This window comes from Dactylosporangium sucinum (assembly GCF_014647515.1).
Classification (GTDB): Bacteria; Actinomycetota; Actinomycetes; order Mycobacteriales; family Micromonosporaceae; genus Dactylosporangium; species Dactylosporangium sucinum.
In genome coordinates, this window is record NZ_BMPI01000101.1 from 1 (window position 1) to 17,426 (window position 17,426).

Genomic DNA, 17,426 nt, shown 5'->3' on the forward strand with positions numbered 1-17,426 from the left:
ATCTGAACAACACCCACCCACACCCGGGGAGCCGGCCACCAGCCGGCCCCCCGGGTTTCGCGTTCCTGGCGGCCGTCGGGTGGCGGCGCCGCCGCAGGCGACGAGCGAGCCACGCCGTGAACCCCGCCGGGTTCGCGGTGATTCGTGTGTTTTGCGGCACCCACGCTCACTCCTTCGAGGTGAAGGAGTGGCGCTGCCGCACGCATCCGTTCCGCGTTTCGTAGGTTTCCCCCATCACTACGTGAAACGGCGGATTTTGTGGCATCTACGGTCGTTCACCACCAACCGGTCGTAACGGACGGGGCGGCTCCCGGACGGCGGCGGTCGTTCGCCTGGGTGCCGGCCGTCGCCGTCGCGCTCGCGGTGACGGCCGGGCTGCGGTACTACGGGGTCTCGGCCGTCGACACCGCGAGCTTCGCGGCGTACGTGGGGTTCGGCATCGTCGTCCCGGGCACGCTGCTGTGGCGGGCCGCGCGCGGACGGCCCGGCTGGCTGGTCGAGGACGCCGCCGCCGGGCTGGCCGTCGGCTACGGCTGCGAGGTGCTCGTGTACATCGCCGCCCGCGCCGCCGGGCTGCCGCTGCTCACCCCGGCCTGGGCGGCCGGCACGATCGGCCTGTTCCTGGCGGTCCCGAGGTTGCGGCGGTACTGGCGGCGCAGCGACCGCGACGAGGACCGCACGCCCGTGTGGTGGTCGGCGGTGGTCTCCGGCACCGCGGGGGTCCTGTTCTACTGGAGCTGCGTGCGCTTCTTCCGCACGCACGCGCTCGCCGAGCCCGGCATGCTCAGCCCCGACGCCGACTCGCCGTTCCACCTGGCGCTGATCGGCGACGCGAAGCACCACATGCCGCTCATGTCGCCCTGGCTGGCGGACCAGCCGGTGCTGTACCACTGGTTCGTCTACGCCGAGCTGGCCGCCACGTCCTGGGCGACCGGCATCGAGCCGCACGTACTCCTGGTCCGCCTCGGCCCGCTGCCGATGCTGTTCGGGCTGGCCGCGCTCGTCGGCGTCCTCGGCCGGCGGCTCACCGGCCGCTGGTGGGCGGCGGCCACGGCCGTCGTCATCACGTTCTTCGTGCTCGCGCCGCTGCCGTACCACTGGCCCCTCGCCGGCTGGTTCTCCTCCTTCGGCACCAACGCCTACGAGGACGGCTCCTCCCTGCGGGCCCAGCTGTGGACCAGCCCGACCCAGACGTTCGGCGCGGTGCTCTTCGCCGGCCTGGTGCTCGCCCTGCTGGAGGCGCTGCGCCGGCCGAGCGCCGCCCGGTGGGCGCTCGTGGTGCTGCTCGTCGTCGCCGTCACCGGCGGCAAGGCCACGTTCATCCCGATGCTGCTGGCCGGGCTGCTGCTCGTCATCGCGGTACAACTGCTGGCCCGGCGGCACGTGCACCCCGGCGTGCTCGCCGCCACCGGGCTCACCCTGCTGGCGATGCTGTTCGCGCAGTTCGTGCTGTTCGGCGGGGCCTCCCAGGGGATGACCGTCGACCCGCTGCACTTCGCGCAGATCTCCGGCGCGCCGTACACGGCCGGCTTCGCCCGCCAGGACGGCGACCACCAGCCGTGGCGGCTGCTGGTCGTGCTGGCGCTCACCCTCGTCTGCTGGGCCTGCATCTGGCCGGGGCTGGCCGGACTGGCCCGGCTGCGCGCGCGGCCGGGTGCCGGATCGGGCGACCCGACGCCGCTCGTGCTGGTGCTCGGCATCGGCCTGTCCGGCGTCGCCGCGCTGCTGCTGCTCGGGCACGAGGGCGGCGCCGAGGGCTGGTTCATGGTCTCCGGCCGCCCGTACCTGTCGCTGGCCGCCGCGGCCGGCCTGGCCCTGCTCACGCCGGAGGGGCTGCCGGTGCGCCGCACGGTCCTGCGGGTCGTCGCCGCCGTGGCGGGCGGCGGCCTCGTCCTCGGCGTCGTGCACGTGCTCGGCCCGCAGCGGGTGCCGCGGCCCGGCACGACCGGCAGCGTGGCGCTGACCGCCTGGGCGCTGATCTGGCCGTACCTCGTGAGCCTCCTGCTGCTCGCGACCGTCGCCTGGCTGGTCCGGCGGACGCGGTGGCCCGAGTGGCGCACGCTGGTCGTCGCCCTGCTCGCCGGCGCCTGCCTCGCCACCTCGGTGCAGCACCTGTTCCGCATGACCCGCGAGTCGGCCCGGGGCGGCTGGCGGGGCGTCGCACAGACCGCCCCGTTCGTCACCCCGGGCACCCGGGCGGCCGGGCACTGGCTGCGCGACCACTCCGCGCCGGACGACCTGGTGGCCACGAACGCGCACTGCGTCGGCGGCCCGTACGCCACCGCCGGCGGCTGCGACAACCGGCACTTCTGGTTCGCCGCGTACGCCGAGCGCCGCTTCCTCGTCGAGGGCTGGGGCTTCACCGCCAAGGCCCACGAGGCCGCGGCGGCCTCCGGCGTGAACGCGATCTACGTGCCCTACTGGGACCCGTCGAGGCTCGCCGACAACGACGCCGCCTTCAGGCTGCCGTCGGCGCAGACGATCGGGGTGCTGGGCACGCGCTACCACGTGCGCTGGCTCATGGTCGACGAGACCGACCCGAACCTGTCACCGCGGCTGGGTGACGTCGCGAAGCTGCGCTTCCGCAGCGAGTCGGTGGCGATCTACCAGGTAGGGGCCCTCACGCCCTGACCGCGGTCAGCAGGAGGTACTCCCAGTCCCTGCCGTCCGGCCCGTCGCCGAGCTCGGCCAGCGCGCGGTCGAGCGCGGCGGCGTCCTCGGGGCGGTCGGCCAGGTTGCGGTAGGCGGCGATCGTCGGGCCGTAGACCCGCTTGAAGAAGTCGCGGAACTCGGCCCCGTCGGCGAAGTTGCCGACGTGGACCGTGCGGCGCTCCGCCACCACGTCCGTGACCCGGTCGCCGAGCAGCGCCGTGACGTGCTCCAGGTCGCCCCACAGCGGCGGCGGCTGCGCGCCGGGCGGCGGGGGCGGCGCGTAGGGCTTCATCGTCTTGAACATCTGCCCGATGAACCCGGCCGGCGTCCAGCTGATGAGGCCGATCGTCCCGCCCGGCCGGCACACCCGCACCAGCTCGTCGGCCGCCGCCTGGTGGTGCGGCGCGAACATCACCCCCACGACGGACATGACCACATCGAACGACGCGTCCTCGAACGGCAGCGCCTCGGCGTCCGCCTCGCGCCACTCCAGCGCGACCGGCGCCGCCGCCTTGCCGGTCGCCAGCAGCTCGGGCGTGAGGTCGCTGGCGACGACCTGCGCCCCGGCGAGGGCCGCCGGGACCGCCGCGTTGCCGGTGCCCGCCGCCACGTCCAGCACCTGCTGCCCGGGGCCGACGTTGCACGCCTTGACCAGCACCTCACCCAGCTCGGGGATGACGTCGCTGGCCACGGCCGGATAATCACCCAGGGCCCACATGGCCCGGTGCTTCTGCTTCAGCTCATCCATGCTGTCGAAGCTAGAAACGCGACTCGGCGACGCCTAGTACAACATCTGTACCGCGCTCTACCGTCAGGACATGGGAGCCTCGTACTACCAGTTCTGCCCGGTCGCCAAGGCCATGGAACTGCTCGACGAGCGGTGGACGCTGCTGGTCGTGCGCGAGCTGATCGCCGGCAGCCAGCACTTCAACGACCTGCGCCGCGGGCTGCCGCGGATGTCCCCAACGCTGCTGTCGAAGCGGCTCCAGCAGCTGGTCGGCGCCGGTCTCGTCGACCGGCGGCCGGAGGGCACCGAGGTGCGCTACGAGCTCACCCCGGCCGGCCGGGAGCTGGAGCCGATCGTGCGGGCCATCGGCGCCTGGGGCGTGCGCTGGATCGGCGAGCTGGGCGACCGCGACCTCGACCCGAAGCTGCTGCTGTGGGACATGCGTCGGAATGTCGACCATGCGGCGCTGCCGCCGGGCCGCACCGTCATCGGGTTCCGCTTCCCGTCGGTCGCGCCTTCCGTGCGGTACTGGTGGCTCGTGCTCACCCCGACCGAGGCGGACGTCTGCGACGCCGACCCGGGCCACGAGGTGGGCGTCCGCGTGACGGCCGACCTGCGCGCGCTGGTCGACGTCTGGCTCGGCAACCGCACCTGGACCCACGTCCTGCGCCGCGGCGACGTGGTGGTCGACGGCCCGGCCGACCTGCGGCGGGCCCTGCCCGGCTGGTTCAAGGAGATGGGCTGGGTGTCGGTGCCCCGCGGCACCCCGTCCCTGGTGCCCGCACCCTGACCGGGCCTACCGCGGTGATCTCCGCGACCGGATCGTACGGCTCGGCGACCAACCCCCGGACGGCCTCCTCCCGCAGCCCCTCGCCGATGCGCCCACGCCGACCCGCTCCTGAGCCGGCGGTGCCAGCCTGAGCCAAGCTGAGCCAACCTGAGCCAAAACGGGTTGTCTTGGTGCCATACATGTGCCATAGTGGTGCCATGGACCTGAACCCGTATGTGGCCTCGCTCGGGCGTGAGCTGCTGACGGCCGTCGAGACCGGTGGCGACGAGAGCGCCGCGGTGATCGAGCGGCTGACCGTGTCGATGGAGTCGGCCATCCGGCTCGCCATGCTCGAGGCGCTGTCGGCCGCCGCCGACGAGATCACCAGGGAGCTGGCCCCCGGCTCGGTCCAGGTGCGGCTGCGTGGCCGCGATCCGGAGTTCGTCGTGACGGCACACCAGGTGGAGCCGGCGCAGGATCACACCGCCGACCGCGGTGCGGCGCCGGCCGACGACGCCGCGCCGGGCTTCGACGACGGCGCCACGGCACGGATCAACGTCCGCCTCCCGGAGCAGCTCAAGGCCGCGGTCGAGGAGGCGGCCGGCAGGGAGGGCCGGTCGGTCAACGCGTGGCTGGTGCGGGCCGCCTCGGCCGCGCTGCGCGCCTCCGAGCGCGACCACGCTGCCGAGCGGCGCGGCAAGCCCGGCGCGCAGCGGTATACCGGCTGGGCGCGGTAACCCACCTTCACCTCCACGTCCCCTACCAGCGGGGATGTCCATCCGACCCATGTTGAGGGGACAACCATGCCTGTTTTCGCCACCCCGGAACCCATCTCCGTCACGATCGACCTGTCCTGCGGCGACGTGCGGCTCGTCGCGAGCGACCGCACCGACACCCTGGTCGAGGTCCGGCCGAGCGACGAGTCCGACGAGTCCGACGTGAAGGCGGCGCAGCAGACCCGCGTCGAGTACGCCGACGGCGTGCTGACCGTGCGCGGGCCGAAGGCCCGGATGTTCGACTTCTCCAAGAAGACCCGGTCGGTCGCCGTGCTCGTCGAGCTGCCCACCGGCTCGGCGGTCCACGGCGAGGCGTCGCTCGGCGACGTCCACAGCACCGGCGTGCTCGGGGAGTGCCGGTTCAAGACGTCCGTCGGGCACTTCCGGCTCGACCGGACCGGCCAGCTTCGCCTGGACACGACCGCCGGCCACGTCACGGTCGAGGCGGTCACCGGCACCGCCGAGGTCGCCACCGGCACCGGGCAGGTGCGCATCGGCGAGGTCGGCGGCGCCGCGGTCGTGAAGAACTCCAACGGCAACACCGAGATCGGCACCGTCACGGGCGACCTGCGTGCGCGCTCGGCCAACGGTTTCATCTCCGTCGACCGGGCCGACGCCGGCGTGGACGCCAAGACCTCCAACGGCGCCATCCGGGTCGGCTGGGTCGCGCGCGGCTCGGTCGCGCTGAACACCGCGGCCGGCGACCTGGAGATCGGGATCGCCGCCGGTACCGCCGCGTGGCTCGACCTGAAGACCGGGCACGGGCGGGTGCGCAACGCCCTGGACGACCTCGGCCAGGGCCCGGAGCAGTCCGACGAGACCGTCGAGGTCCGGGCGCACACCTCCTACGGCGACATCACCATCAGCCGCTCCTGACCAGACCTCTCGAAGGGGGCCTCCCATGACCACGCCACCCCGGCCGGCGATCACGGCGATCACGGCGACCGGACTGCGCCGGTCCTTCGGCGACCACGTCGTGCTCGACGGCATCGACCTGAACGTCCCGCGGGGCACCGTCTTCTCGCTGCTCGGCGCGAACGGCGCCGGCAAGACGACCACGGTGAAGATCCTGTCGACGCTGATCCGCGCCGACGGGGGCAGCGCCCGGGTCGCGGGCCACGACCTGGCCACCGAGCCCGACGCGGTCCGGGCCGCGATCGGCGTCACCGGCCAGTTCTCCGCGGTCGACAATCTGCTGACCGGCCAGGAGAACCTGCACCTGATGGCCGACCTCAACCACCTGGGCCGGGCGGCGGGCCGGCGCCGGGTCGCCGAGCTGCTCGACCAGTTCGGCCTGGCCGACGCGGCCGGGAAACCCGCCGTGACCTACTCCGGCGGCATGCGCCGGCGGCTCGACCTCGCGATGACCCTGGTCGGCACGCCCCAGGTGATCTTCCTCGACGAGCCCACCACCGGGCTGGACCCGCGCAGCCGCCGCGGCATGTGGCAGATCGTGCGGGACCTGGTCGCGGGCGGCGTGACCATCTTCCTCACCACGCAGTACCTGGACGAGGCCGACGAGCTCGCCGACCGCATCGCGGTGCTGGACCACGGCCGGATCGTCGCCGAAGGTACCGCGGACGAGCTCAAGCGCCGCATCCCCGGCGGCCACGTCGAACTGCGGTTCGCCGACCTCGCGGGCCTCGAGTCCGCCGCCCGCGCCGTGGGCGGCGCCGCGGGTCAGGCCACCCGCGACAGCGACGCGCTCGCCCTGCGGGTGCCGCACGACGGCAGCCTCCACGCGCTGAAGGCGCTGCTCGACCGTCTCGACGAGCACGTGGTCGAGGTCGACTCGCTGAGCGTGCACACCCCCGACCTCGACGACGTCTTCCTGGCCCTCACGGGCGAAAAGGTGGCCACGCCATGACCTACGCACTGACCGACTCGGCGACCATGCTGCGCCGCAACCTCAGGCGCATGATTCGCTACCCGTCGATGACGGTGACCCTCATCGGCATGCCGATCGTGTTCCTGCTGCTGTTCGTCTACGTCTTCGGCGGGACCCTCGGCGCCGGCATCGGCGGCCCCGCGGGCGGCCGGGCCGAGTACGTCAACTACGTCACCCCCGCCATCATCCTGATGACGATCACCGCCGCGGTCCAGGGCACGGCGATCTCGGTCGCCATGGACATGACGGAGGGCATCGTCGACCGCTTCCGCACGATGGCCATCGCCCGCGTCTCGGTCCTGACCGGCCACGTGGTCGGCAGCCTCGTCCAGACGATGCTCGGCATCGCGATGGTCACCGGCGTGGCCCTGCTCATCGGCTTCCGCCCGACCGCCGGCGTGGCCGGCTGGCTGGCGCTGACCGGCATCCTGGCCCTGATGGCGCTGGCCTTCATCTGGCTGTCGGTGGCCCTGGGCCTGGCCAGCAAGACGGTGGAGTCGTCCAGCAACGTCGGGATGCCGCTGATCCTGCTGCCGTTCCTGGGCAGCGGCTTCGTCCCGACGGACTCGATGCCCACGGCGCTGCGCTGGTTCGCCGAGTACCAGCCCTTCACCCCGATGATCGACACCATCCGCGGCCTGCTGCTGGGCGCGGAGCTCGGCAACAGCCCGCTGATCGCGGTCGCCTGGTGCGTGGCCATCACGGCAGGCGGCTACCTCTGGTCCAAGAAGTTGTTCAACCGCGAGTCCACCCGCTAGGTGACGCGAGGGCCGCCGGTTCGCTCGAACCGGCGGCCCTCGTCGCGTTCGCGCGCACCCGCCGCGGGATCCCAGAGAAATCACAGAGCGCGCCGCTTCGCTGAGGAGCATGCGACGCACTCTCGCCGCGGCCCTGGCCGCGACCGTATCGGCCGGGCTGGTCCTGGCCGCTCCGGGCCGGGCGGCCCTCGCCCAGCCCAACTGCAACGTCCCGGTGCCGCCACCCGCCTGCGACGGCGGCGGGCCGCCGGAGCCGACCGAGTCGCCCGTGCCGGAGGGCAGCGACAAGGCGCCCACCGGCCGGATCGAGTCGCACGGGTACAGCGACGGCACCTACCGGATCTCGGGCTGGGCGCGCGACGTCAACGGCGGCCCGGTGACCGTCTCGCTCTGGGTCGACCAGACCGTCTTCAGCGGTTTCCGGGCCGACCGGTACCACGCGGGCCAGGCCGGCAACGTCGGCTTCGACATCGTCGTGCCCGCCCCCAACGCGGCCGGGCCGCACCAGGTCGGCCTCACGCTGCGCAACGTGCCCGACGGGACGCTGCCCGAGGCGCCGTACTCGGTGATCCTGGGCATCCTGCCGTGGACCAACCTGCCCGCGACACCGCGGGACCTCGCGCTGACGACCACGGCCGTCGGCGGCGGCAACGACATCACCGTCGAGTTCACCGACCCGTCGCTGACCGAGGACGGCTTCACGATCACCTACGACTGGCTGGTCCGCAAGGTCGACCGCGAGGGCCGGTGGGTCACCACCACCGAGGCCCGGACCGTCCACATCGGACCGCACGCCGGCACCGGCCGGGTCCCGCACACCGTCACCGGCCTCCCGTCCGCCACGTACGTCCGCTTCTACGTGCGCACCGACGAGATCGGCCTCCAGTCGCCCGCCCTCACCGGCGGCATCGGCACCCCCGCCTAGCACCACCACCAACCCCCGCAGAAGGGAACCACCGTGTCCAGACCCAGATCCCGAACGGCCCGGCCGTGGCAGCGGATGCTCACCGCGCTGCTGGCCGTGCTCACCATCGGTACCGCCGCGACCGTGCCGGTGACCCCGGCGCACGCCGCCGACGGCCCGGTCGTGGTCAACACCGACACGCTGCGCGACGGGCTCTTCTCGGCCTACATGCGCAGCCGGACCAACGGCAAGGAGGGCCTGCGCCACCTCTTCCTCAGCGCCTACCTGTACGGCTACCGGCAGAAGAACCCGGGCGTGAGCCAGGCGACGCTGCTCAAGCGAATCGTGAGCATGGACGCGTACTACACGTCCAACATGGGCGCCGACGACCTCGACCGGTCGGTCTACAAGTACGCGATGAAGCTGCTGGAGCTCTCGGCGCTGCATCCGGAGGCCGCGACCGCCGCGCCGATCATCAAGCTGCTCGTCGAGGAGACGCTCGGCCAGCAGATGAGCGCGAACGGCGCGATGCTCGACGAGATCACCGCCGCGCAGTTCCAGTACGCCTTCTTCAGCCAGGCGCACGGCATCCAGGACCGGATCTGGGGCCTGGTCGCCCAGCAGGGCCGCACCGACGCCGACTTCACCCACGCCTGGGACGCCTACTTCGGCACCCGGTACACCGTCTCCGCGGCCGCCAGCCAGGACCAGCTCATGGCCGACCCGATCGTGGGGACGTTCGTCAACACCCAGGCACTGCTGGACCATGCCCAGAACAGCAGCGAGTTCCAGGCCGAGGCACGCGAGATGCTGCAGCGGCTCCTCGCCGAGATCAACGCGAGGACCGCCGCGGCCACCGAGTCCGCCGGCGAGGTCAACCTGTACTTCCCGGTGCAGGGGGCGAACCCGGACCTGGCCGAGCAGCAGCGGCGCGAGCAGGAGGCGGCCGAGCGCCAGGAGTGGCTCGACGGCGCCGCCGCCGGCGTGCACCTGCTGGCCACACTCGTGTCGTTCGCCGACCCCAGGGCGGCCGAGATCGTCGCCGGCACCGGCCGCGCGGCGCTGCAGATCGCCTCGGCCGTCAACGCCTTCCTGCCGGCGCTGGCGAGCAAGGGCCTCACCGCGGCGCTGACCTCGATGAGCGGGATCGGCCTCGCCGCCAACGTGCTCGGCGCCATCCAGGCGCTGGTGCCGCTGTTCGGCGGGGCGCAGCCCACGATCGAGGACATCATCCTGGACCAGCTGAACGCGCTGCGCGAGCAGGTCTCCGACCTCACCGAGCAGATGCACGACCGGTTCGACCGGGTCGAGTCGGCGCTGGTCGAGATCTACGACACGATGAACGCGAAGTTCGACGAACTCCTCGAGCTCCAGCACGCGACCCAGGAACGGCTGGCCCGGATCACGAGGGAGCTGGCCGAGCTGACGAAGAAGGTGGACTTCTGGGGCCAGGCGCTGTACTTCGACCGGCAGACGCAGGAGAGGCTCGTCGTCGAGGAGGTCATCAACCAGTACGCCAGCTACCGCACCCGGACGGGCGGCCGTGAGCTGACGTTCGAGGAGTACTACGCACAGGTGTCGAAGCTGCAGTTCGCGGCGACGAACCGCAGCGTGAACGTGCCGATGGCGGCCCCGGTCGGCAGCGGCGACCCGGCGACGGTGCTCGGCCTCTACGGCTTCAACGGCTCCGTCGCCTACCTCAACGACTACGCCCGGCGCAACCTCGGGCTCACCGCCGCCGCCACGCAGGTCCCGGCCATCGAGTACTGGCTGATGGCGGCCGAGGGCTACAAGGTGCTGCTGGCCCAGAACCCGGAGCGGGCCAAGGAGGTCGTCGGGGTGACCGACCAGGTGCTCGCCTCCGGGGAGGCGATCCAGGACTCGGTCCGGCTGTTCAGCCAGCCGCGGCCGGCGGGCAGCCCGGAGCGGCTCAACCCGATGTTCACCCGGCTCGTCGACGACTACCGCGCCACCGGCTTCGCGATCGTCCAGCGGCTGCACGCCATCCGGGACGCCCAGCAGCAGTACCGCTGGGGCTACACCATGTTCGGCCGGCCCGACCAGACCGTGGAGAAGCCGTCCGCCGAACCGGCCGCGATCTCGTCCTGCGGCGCCGGCAGCGTCCCGCAGCGCTCGCGCCCGGCCAACGTGGTGAGCCTCGACCTCCAGCCGATGTGGGTCGCCGTCGCGGGCCGGCCGAACACCCCGGCCACGGTCTGCTACCTGGCCGAGTGGGTCAACGTCACCGGGCCCGAGGATCCCGACGGGACCCGGCCGTACACCCGCAACGCCGACCTCGAGGTCACCTTCCGCGTGCAGCAGCAGTGGGACCCGGGACAGCCCCCGGTCGTCGCGCGGGAGTGGAAGAAGGTGTACCCGTACGGCCGCATCGAGCAGTACTACCCGCCCAACCGCGGCGGCCAGTCCTTCGTCATCACGCCGATCCAGGCGATGAACACCGGCTGGGTGTCGACCTACAAGGCGCAGTTCGAGCAGTCCGCGGCCTACGACAACAGCAGCGAGCCGTACCTGCGGCAGCGGGTGCGCGACTGGCTGTACCAGCAGGCCGGGCAGTACTACGCGACGGTCGTCAAGGAGCTCACCACGCCCGGCCAGCCGCTGTACGACCTCTCCGCCCAGCTCACCGAGCGGGTGCGGCTGCTGCAGGCGTACACGAAGCTCGGCTTCGCCACGTCGGTCCGCCAGGACGAGCTGATCGGCGTGCACCTGTTCGGCTTCGCGCGGATCCCGTCGGAGCTCGGCGGCTCGCAGGTCCTGGCGCCGTTCGTCCAGGCCCGGGACAACTACTGCGAGCGGGTCGACGGCGACGGCGTGTGCGTGGTGCGCAAGCAGGGCGACCCCGACCCGCGTGCCGGCCAGAGCCCGAAGCTCGTGCCGTGCACCTGGGCCGAGTACAACGATCCGATCGAGCGCTGCCTGAACTGGATGGTCGACTACCGCTCGACCCAGCTGCGGCAGCGCCTGGAGACGGCGAGCGTCCGGCTCGCCACGGTGCCCGGCTACACCGAGGGCATTCCCGAGGTCGATGACGTCCTGCAGAGCCTCCGCATCGCGGAGGCCGTCGCCAGGACGTGACCGGCGCAACCATGCGGGCCCGTCCGGCGCGGTCGCCGGGCGGGCCCGCATGGCCGGGTCAGGCCGGCCGCCGGTGCGCGTAGGCGCGGACGGTGCGCAGCAGGCCGAACCGGCGCGGGCTGCTGGTCGGGTCGACCATGACCAGCGACTTGCGGACCAGCCCGACGAGGTCGGGCACGATCGAGCCGGCCGCGTCGGGGCCGGCCATCCGGTGGGCGGCGGCGAGGTCGAAGGCGCCGGTGAGGGCGCTGAGCCGATGCAGCAGCCGCCGCTCGCCGTCGCTGAGCGTGCGGTAGCTCCAGGCGATCGCGGCGGACAGGGTGCGGTGCCGCTCCGGGCGGTGTCCCCCGGCCGTGAGCAGCGCGAAGCGGTCGTGCAGCCGGTCGGCGACCTCGGCCAGCGACAGCGCCCGGCACTGCGCGGCGGCCAGCTCGATCGCGAGCGGGAGCCGGTCGAGGTCGGCGCAGACCCGCTCGGCCACCGCCAGGTCGGCGGCGGTGAGGCGGCTGACAGCGGCGGCGCGGTGGCGCAGCAGGACGACGGCGTCCGGCAGGGGCAGCGGCGGTACCGTCACCACACACTCGGACGGAAGGTCCAACGCCTCCCGGCTGGTCACCAGCACCCGCACCCGCGGGCAGCGGCTCAGCAGCGCGTCCACCACGGCGACCACGCCCGGCAGGAGGTGCTCGGCGTTGTCGAGGACGAGCAGGGCGGCCCGACCGGCGAGGGCCGCCGCGAGCCGGTCCACGGTGCCGGCCGGCACGCCGAGCACCCCGGCGACCACGGCGGCGACCCCGGCGGGGTCGCGCAGGCCGGCCAGGTCGACCAGCCACGACCCGCCCGGATCGGGCCGGCGGCGGGCCAGCTCCGTCGCGAGCCGTGACTTGCCGACGCCGGCCGGGCCGGTGAGGGTCACCAGCCGGTGCGCGGCCACGAGCGCCCCGGCCGCGCGCAGCTCGCGCCGCCGGCCGACGAACGACGAGGTCGCCGCCGGCACGTTCCCGGCCCCGGCCGCCGCCGCGCCGGCGGCCGGCTGGGTCATGGCCGGTTGCAGGTCGTCGGCGTGGGCGAGGATCGCCGTCTCCAGGCGGCGCAGCGCGGGGCCGGGGTCGACGCCGAGCTGGGCCGCGAGCTCGTCCCGGGCCCGGCGGACGACCGCGAGGGCGTCGCCCTGCCGGCCCGCCCGGTAGAGGGCGACCGCCAGCAGCTCCCACCCCCGCTCCCGCAGCGGCTGCTCGATCACCAGCGCCTCCAGCTCGCCGATCACGGCGGCGTGGCGGCCCAGCTCCAGCAGCGCGGCCAGGCGCAGCTCGGCCGCCGCCGCCCGCAGCGCGTCGAGCCGGGCCACCTCCGGCAGCGCGAACGACGCGGTGCCGAGGCCGGCGAAGGCGGGGCCGCGCCACAGCGCCAGCCCGGCCTCCAGGGTGGCGACGGCCTGCGCCGGGCAGCCGTCGTCGAGCTGGGCCGAGCCGCGGGCGACGGCCAGGGTGAACCGCTCGGCGTCGATCCGCTCCGGCGGCAGCCGCAGCAGGTAGCCGGGGCCCTCGCGGACCAGCACGCGGCCGCCGCGGGCCGGACGGCCGGGCTCGAGCGCCTTGCGCAGGCCGGCGACGTAGCCGTGTAGCGTCGCGCGGCTCGCGGTGCGGTCGCCGTCGCCCCAGACGAGGTCCCGGAGGCGGTCGGCGGGCAGGACACGGCCGCGCGCGACGAGCAGCGCGGCCAGGACCATCCGCTGCCGCCGGCCGCCCAGTGGGATCTCGGCGCCGTCCCGGGTCGCGGTGACCGGGCCGAGGACCTGGAGGTCGGGGTGGTGCACGAGTTTGTTCCTTTCGATGGGTGTCGGCGCAGGACACCAGGCCACCGTCCCGGCCCGCCAGGGACCACGGCCCCGGCCGGCCGGGCGCCGAGTCCGGGTCGAACGGGGCTCGACAGCACCGGCTACCGTCGCCCGGGGACTGCGCCGTCCCGTCCGGTCGCGGCGGTCCGCTGTCCGGTTGCGGGGGCGCCGAGGGAGGTCGAGCAGGAGTGTCGGTCGCCGACCGCCGGTGGCCGGCCGCGGCCTGGGCCGTGCTCGCCCTGACCGGCGCCGCGACCTTCGCCGCGGCCGCCGGCTGGGTGCTGGCCGCGCCGGGCTGGGCGCCGTGGACGCCGTACTGGCTGGTCGACCTGATGGTGGGGGCGCTCTACGGGTTCGTCGGCTGGCTGATGCTCGCCCGGGGCGGGCAGGCGGCGGCCGCCTGGATCGTCGCGGCCATCGGGCTGAGCGGCGCGCTCTCGGCCGCGGTCGTGTCGTGGTCGATGATCGGCGCCTGGCCCGGGCCGATGCCGGCGGAACGGGTCCTCGGCGCCATGTACTGGCTGTTCGTCCCCGGTTACCACGCCCTGACCGTTCTCCTGCCGTGGCTGCTGCCGGCCCGCCCGTTCGTCCCGGCCGACCGCCTGGCCCTCGGCGCGGGCGTCGTCTTCGTCGTCGCCGTCCAGCTGTGCACGATGGCCGGCCCGGAGTCGTCGCTGGCGCCGCTGCCGATCACCGACCCGGGGCTGCTGGCGCTGCGCGCGCACGTCGTCCGCTGGCTGTACCCGGTGTGGCTGCTGCTCACCGTGGCCGCGGCGGCCGGCGTGCTGTGGCGGCGGCACCAGGCGCCGCCGGCCGGGCGGGCCGGGCTGAACTGGCTGGCCGCCGGCACGTTCCTGCTGGCGCTGGCGATCCTGCCGCCGGCCCTCGGCCCGGCGCTGGGCGGGCCGGTGCCGGTGCCGCTCGCCCCGGCGCTCATGCTGGCCGCGCAGGCGTTCTTCCCGGCGGCGGTGCTCGTCGTCGTGCTCCGGCAGCGGCTGTGGGGCACGGAGCTCGCGGTGCGCCGGACCCTCGTCTGGGGGCTGATGACCGGTGGCGTGATCGGCGCCTACACGGTGGTGGTGCTGGTGCTGGGTTTCGCGGTACCGCGGCCCTCGATCCTGCCGGAGGTCCTGGCCACGGCGCTGCTCGCCGCCGCCTTCCAGCCGGTGCGGCAGTGGGTCCAGGTGCGGGTCGACCGGCTGGTCCACGGCGAGGCCGGCCAGCCGCTGATCCGGCAGGTCGCCGACGGCCTCCGCGACGTCGACCGCGGCCAGCAGATGCTCGACGCGGTGGCCCAGGGCATCGCCCGCTCCCTGCGCCTGGAGGCGGTGACGATCACCACCGGCGTCGTCCCGGCGCCGGCCGGGCCGGGCCCCGGGGGCGAGCCGCTGGCCGTGCCGCTCGCCAGCGACGACCGGGAGGTCGGCGTGCTGCGCGCGTGGCCGCGGGCCGGCGAGCGGCTCGGCCGGCGGGCCGCGCTGGTCCTGACCGACCTCGCGCCGATGGTGACCGCGCTGGTGGAGCTGGCGGCGGCCCAGGCCGAGGTCGACCGGGCCCGCGACGAGGCGGCCCGGGCCCGCGACGAGGAGCGCCGGCGGCTGCGCCGCGACCTGCACGACGGCCTCGGGCCGGCGCTGTCCGGGCTCGGCCTCGGCCTGGCCGCGGCCCGCAACCTGCTGCGCGACCATCGGTGGCAGCCCGGGGTCCACCGGGCCGACGCGCTGCTCGGGCAGCTCGCCGCCGAGGCCGAGCGGCAGGCGGTGGCCGTGCGGGAGCTGGCGCACGACCTGTTACCGCCGCTGCTCGACGACGGCGCGCTGCGGCCGGCGCTCGACCAGCTGCGCGAGCGGTACCGCGCCGCCGGCCTGCGGGTCGAGGTGCACGGCCCGCCCGTCCGGCTGGCCCCGGCGATCGCGACCGCCGTGTACGGCATCGTCGCCGAGGCGGTCCGCAACGTGCATCGGCACGCCTCGACCGACCGTTGCATGATCGACGTCATGAACGGGCGAGACGCACTGGAGGTGTCGGTCGTCGACCACGGCGCCGGCATCGATCCCGGCTCGGTCGCGGGCGTCGGCACGCGGTCGATGCGGGAGCGCGCGCAGAGCATCGGCGGCCGGCTGTCGATCGGCCCGGCCGGCGCGTCGGGCACGCGGGTCCGGCTGGTCGTCCCCCGGCCGTCCGTGGCGGCCCGGCCCGCCGCGGCGGGCGGTGCGGACCGGGCCGCGCACCCGTGAGCGGCGGGGCGTCGATCCGGGTCGCCGTCGTCGACGACCACCCGGTGTTCCGCCTGGGCATGGTCGCGCTCATCGAGACGCTCGACGGGATGGAGTGCGTCGGCGACGCCGCCGACGTCGCCTCCGCGGTGGTCCTCGCCGGCGAGCGGCACCCGGACGTGGTACTCATGGACCTGCACCTCGACCGGGACTCCGGCATCGAGGCGACCCGGCTCATCCGGGCCCGCTACCCGCGCGTGACGGTCCTGGTCGTCACCATGCTCGACGACGACGACTCGATCTACGGGGCGCTGCGCGCCGGCGCCTCCGGCTACCTGCTCAAGGGCGCCTCGCCAGCCGAGGTCGAGCGCGGCATCCGGGCGGTGGCCGCCGGATCGGTCCTGCTCGGCCCGGCCGTCGGCGCGCGGGCGGTCGACCTCATGACCGCCCGGGCATCGGCGCCCGAGCCGTTCCCGCAGCTCACCGAGCGGGAGCGGGAGGTGCTGCGGCTCGTCGCCGGCGGCCTGGACAACACCGCGATCGCCTACCGGCTGGCGCTGCGGCCCAAGACCGTCCGCAACCACGTGTCGAGCATCTTCGTGAAGCTCCAGGTCAAGGACCGCAGCCAGGCCATCGTCCGGGCTCGCGAACAAGGCCTCGGCGGCCCCTGAAATCCTTGGCGAAGCAGTCGACGATCACCCACATGGTCCCCATCGGCTGTTGTTTCGGCCTACCGAGAGCGGGCAGCGGCGGCTCGTATGGGCGGGGTGCTCACCCCGCAGTTCCTGCGCGGTGAGTACGACGTTGCGATCGGATCAGCACGCTGGGAGCGGCCGTGAAACGACGTAAATTCGACCGCCGGGCTCTTCCGGCGAACTCGGCCAAGGCGCTCGACGAGCGGTTCCAGGCGGCCACGCCGCTGCGCCGCCTGTTCAACAAGGTCTTCCCCGACCACTGGTCGTTCCTGCTGGGCGAGATCGCGCTGTACTCGTTCGTCGTCCTGCTGCTGAGCGGTACCTTCCTCGCGCTGTTCTTCGACTCCTCGCTCAGCGAGACGGTCTACGACGGCAGCTACACGCCGCTGCGCGGCGTCGTGATGTCGCAGGCGTACAACACCGCGCTGAACATCTCGTTCGACGTGCGCGGTGGCCTGTTCGTGCGGCAGATGCACCACTGGGCGGCGCTGCTGTTCACGGCCGCGATCGTGGTGCACATGTTCCGCATCTTCTTCACCGGCGCGTTCCGCAAGCCGCGCGAGGCCAACTGGATCGTCGGCCTGCTGCTGTTCTGGATGGCCTTCCTCGAGGGTTTCACCGGCTACTCGCTGCCCGACGACGCGCTGTCCGGCACCGGGCTGCGCATCGCCAGCGCCATCATGCTGTCGATCCCGGTGATCGGCACCTGGGTGACCACCTCGCTGTTCGGTGGCGAGTTCCCGGGCGAGGTCATCCTCGGCCGGCTGTACATCGTCCACGTGCTGCTCGTCCCCGGTGCGCTGCTCGCCCTCATCACCGTCCACATGGGCCTGCTGGTGAAGCAGAAGCACACGCAGTGGCCCGGCCCCGGCCGGACCAACACCAACGTGGTCGGCGTGCGCATGTTCCCGGGCTTCGCGGCCAAGGCCGGCGGCTTCTTCATGATCGTGTTCGCCGTGCTGGCCGCCCTGGCGGGGCTGTTCCAGATCAACCCGATCTGGCTGTTCGGCCCCTACAAGGCCGCGGTGGTCTCGGCGGCGAGCCAGCCCGACTGGTATGTCATGTTCCTCGACGGCTCGACCCGCCTCTTCCCGGCCTGGGAGATCCG

The 17,426-nt window shown here is 73.7% G+C and carries 13 protein-coding genes; 11 read left to right on the forward strand and 2 right to left on the reverse strand.

All coding sequences use genetic code 11. From position 1 onward, the window contains the following. Positions 1–336 precede the first annotated feature (336 nt). Positions 337–2,631 carry a hypothetical protein gene (locus IEZ31_RS51615; RefSeq protein ID WP_190257524.1) on the forward strand — a complete coding sequence of 765 codons (2,295 nt, stop codon included), beginning with the start codon at positions 337–339 and terminating at the stop codon, positions 2,629–2,631. Here IEZ31_RS51615 and IEZ31_RS51620 read toward each other — a convergent pair. Continuing rightward, complete coding sequence (locus IEZ31_RS51620; protein WP_190257525.1) at positions 2,621–3,400, reverse strand: class I SAM-dependent methyltransferase; 780 nt, start codon at positions 3,398–3,400, stop codon at positions 2,621–2,623. The genes IEZ31_RS51615 and IEZ31_RS51620 overlap by 11 nt on opposite strands. A gap of 70 nt (positions 3,401–3,470) precedes the next feature. Between IEZ31_RS51620 and IEZ31_RS51625 the strand changes: the two genes are divergently transcribed. The 7 genes from IEZ31_RS51625 to IEZ31_RS51655 all read left to right on the forward strand — a co-directional run bounded on the left by IEZ31_RS51625 (position 3,471) and on the right by IEZ31_RS51655 (position 11,570). Then, on the forward strand, positions 3,471–4,169 hold the full coding sequence (locus tag IEZ31_RS51625) for a winged helix-turn-helix transcriptional regulator (RefSeq protein ID WP_190257526.1): 699 nt from the start codon (positions 3,471–3,473) through the stop codon (positions 4,167–4,169). A 197-nt stretch (positions 4,170–4,366) separates the two neighbouring features. Then, entirely contained in the window at positions 4,367–4,885 is a 519-nt protein-coding gene (locus IEZ31_RS58765; RefSeq protein WP_190257527.1) for a ribbon-helix-helix protein, CopG family, read from the forward strand. A gap of 66 nt (positions 4,886–4,951) precedes the next feature. Further along, positions 4,952–5,800, forward strand: a complete 849-nt coding sequence (locus IEZ31_RS51635; protein WP_190257528.1) for a DUF4097 family beta strand repeat-containing protein — start codon at positions 4,952–4,954, stop codon at positions 5,798–5,800. 25 nt (positions 5,801–5,825) lie between these two features. Continuing rightward, on the forward strand, positions 5,826–6,791 hold the full coding sequence (locus IEZ31_RS51640; protein WP_190257529.1) for an ATP-binding cassette domain-containing protein: 966 nt from the start codon (positions 5,826–5,828) through the stop codon (positions 6,789–6,791). After that, positions 6,788–7,570 carry an ABC transporter permease gene (locus IEZ31_RS51645; RefSeq protein ID WP_190257530.1) on the forward strand — a complete coding sequence of 261 codons (783 nt, stop codon included), beginning with the start codon at positions 6,788–6,790 and terminating at the stop codon, positions 7,568–7,570. The genes IEZ31_RS51640 and IEZ31_RS51645 overlap by 4 nt, the downstream gene beginning before the upstream one ends. A 109-nt stretch (positions 7,571–7,679) precedes the next feature. Further along, positions 7,680–8,495, forward strand: coding sequence for a hypothetical protein (locus tag IEZ31_RS51650; protein WP_190257531.1), 816 nt, complete (start codon positions 7,680–7,682; stop codon positions 8,493–8,495). Positions 8,496–8,528: 33 nt separating this feature from the next. Beyond that, complete coding sequence (locus IEZ31_RS51655) at positions 8,529–11,570, forward strand: hypothetical protein (protein ID WP_190257532.1); 3,042 nt, start codon at positions 8,529–8,531, stop codon at positions 11,568–11,570. Positions 11,571–11,628: 58 nt separating this feature from the next. Here IEZ31_RS51655 and IEZ31_RS51660 read toward each other — a convergent pair whose 3' ends face one another. Further along, positions 11,629–13,386 (reverse strand): AfsR/SARP family transcriptional regulator, encoded by a 1,758-nt coding sequence (locus IEZ31_RS51660; RefSeq protein WP_190257533.1) that lies wholly within the window; start codon positions 13,384–13,386, stop codon positions 11,629–11,631. A gap of 209 nt (positions 13,387–13,595) precedes the next feature. On the opposite strand from IEZ31_RS51660, the gene IEZ31_RS51665 reads away from it, so the two are divergent. The 3 genes from IEZ31_RS51665 to qcrB all read left to right on the forward strand — a co-directional run. After that, entirely contained in the window at positions 13,596–15,644 is a 2,049-nt protein-coding gene (locus tag IEZ31_RS51665) for a sensor histidine kinase (RefSeq protein ID WP_190257534.1), read from the forward strand. Then, a complete protein-coding gene (locus IEZ31_RS51670) occupies positions 15,641–16,294 on the forward strand; it encodes a response regulator transcription factor (protein ID WP_229837148.1) in 654 nt (217 codons plus the stop codon). Before IEZ31_RS51665 ends, IEZ31_RS51670 begins: the two co-directional genes overlap by 4 nt. Before the next feature lie 164 nt (positions 16,295–16,458). After that, the coding region (gene qcrB / locus IEZ31_RS57875) for a cytochrome bc1 complex cytochrome b subunit (RefSeq protein WP_229837149.1) at positions 16,459–17,426 on the forward strand (968 nt) is incomplete at its 3' end.

What these genes read in the sequence shown, in the direction of transcription:
- IEZ31_RS51650 (WP_190257531.1), top strand. Translation starts at nt 7,680, where the DNA reads ATGCGACGCACTCTCGCCGCGGCCCTGGCCGCGACCGTATCGGCCGGG.
- IEZ31_RS51635 (WP_190257528.1), top strand. Translation starts at nt 4,952, where the DNA reads ATGCCTGTTTTCGCCACCCCGGAACCCATCTCCGTCACGATCGACCTG.
- IEZ31_RS58765 (WP_190257527.1), top strand. Translation starts at nt 4,367, where the DNA reads ATGGACCTGAACCCGTATGTGGCCTCGCTCGGGCGTGAGCTGCTGACG.
- IEZ31_RS51645 (WP_190257530.1), top strand. Translation starts at nt 6,788, where the DNA reads ATGACCTACGCACTGACCGACTCGGCGACCATGCTGCGCCGCAACCTC.
- IEZ31_RS51620 (WP_190257525.1), bottom strand. Translation starts at nt 3,400, where the DNA reads ATGGATGAGCTGAAGCAGAAGCACCGGGCCATGTGGGCCCTGGGTGAT.
- IEZ31_RS51625 (WP_190257526.1), top strand. Translation starts at nt 3,471, where the DNA reads ATGGGAGCCTCGTACTACCAGTTCTGCCCGGTCGCCAAGGCCATGGAA.
- IEZ31_RS51640 (WP_190257529.1), top strand. Translation starts at nt 5,826, where the DNA reads ATGACCACGCCACCCCGGCCGGCGATCACGGCGATCACGGCGACCGGA.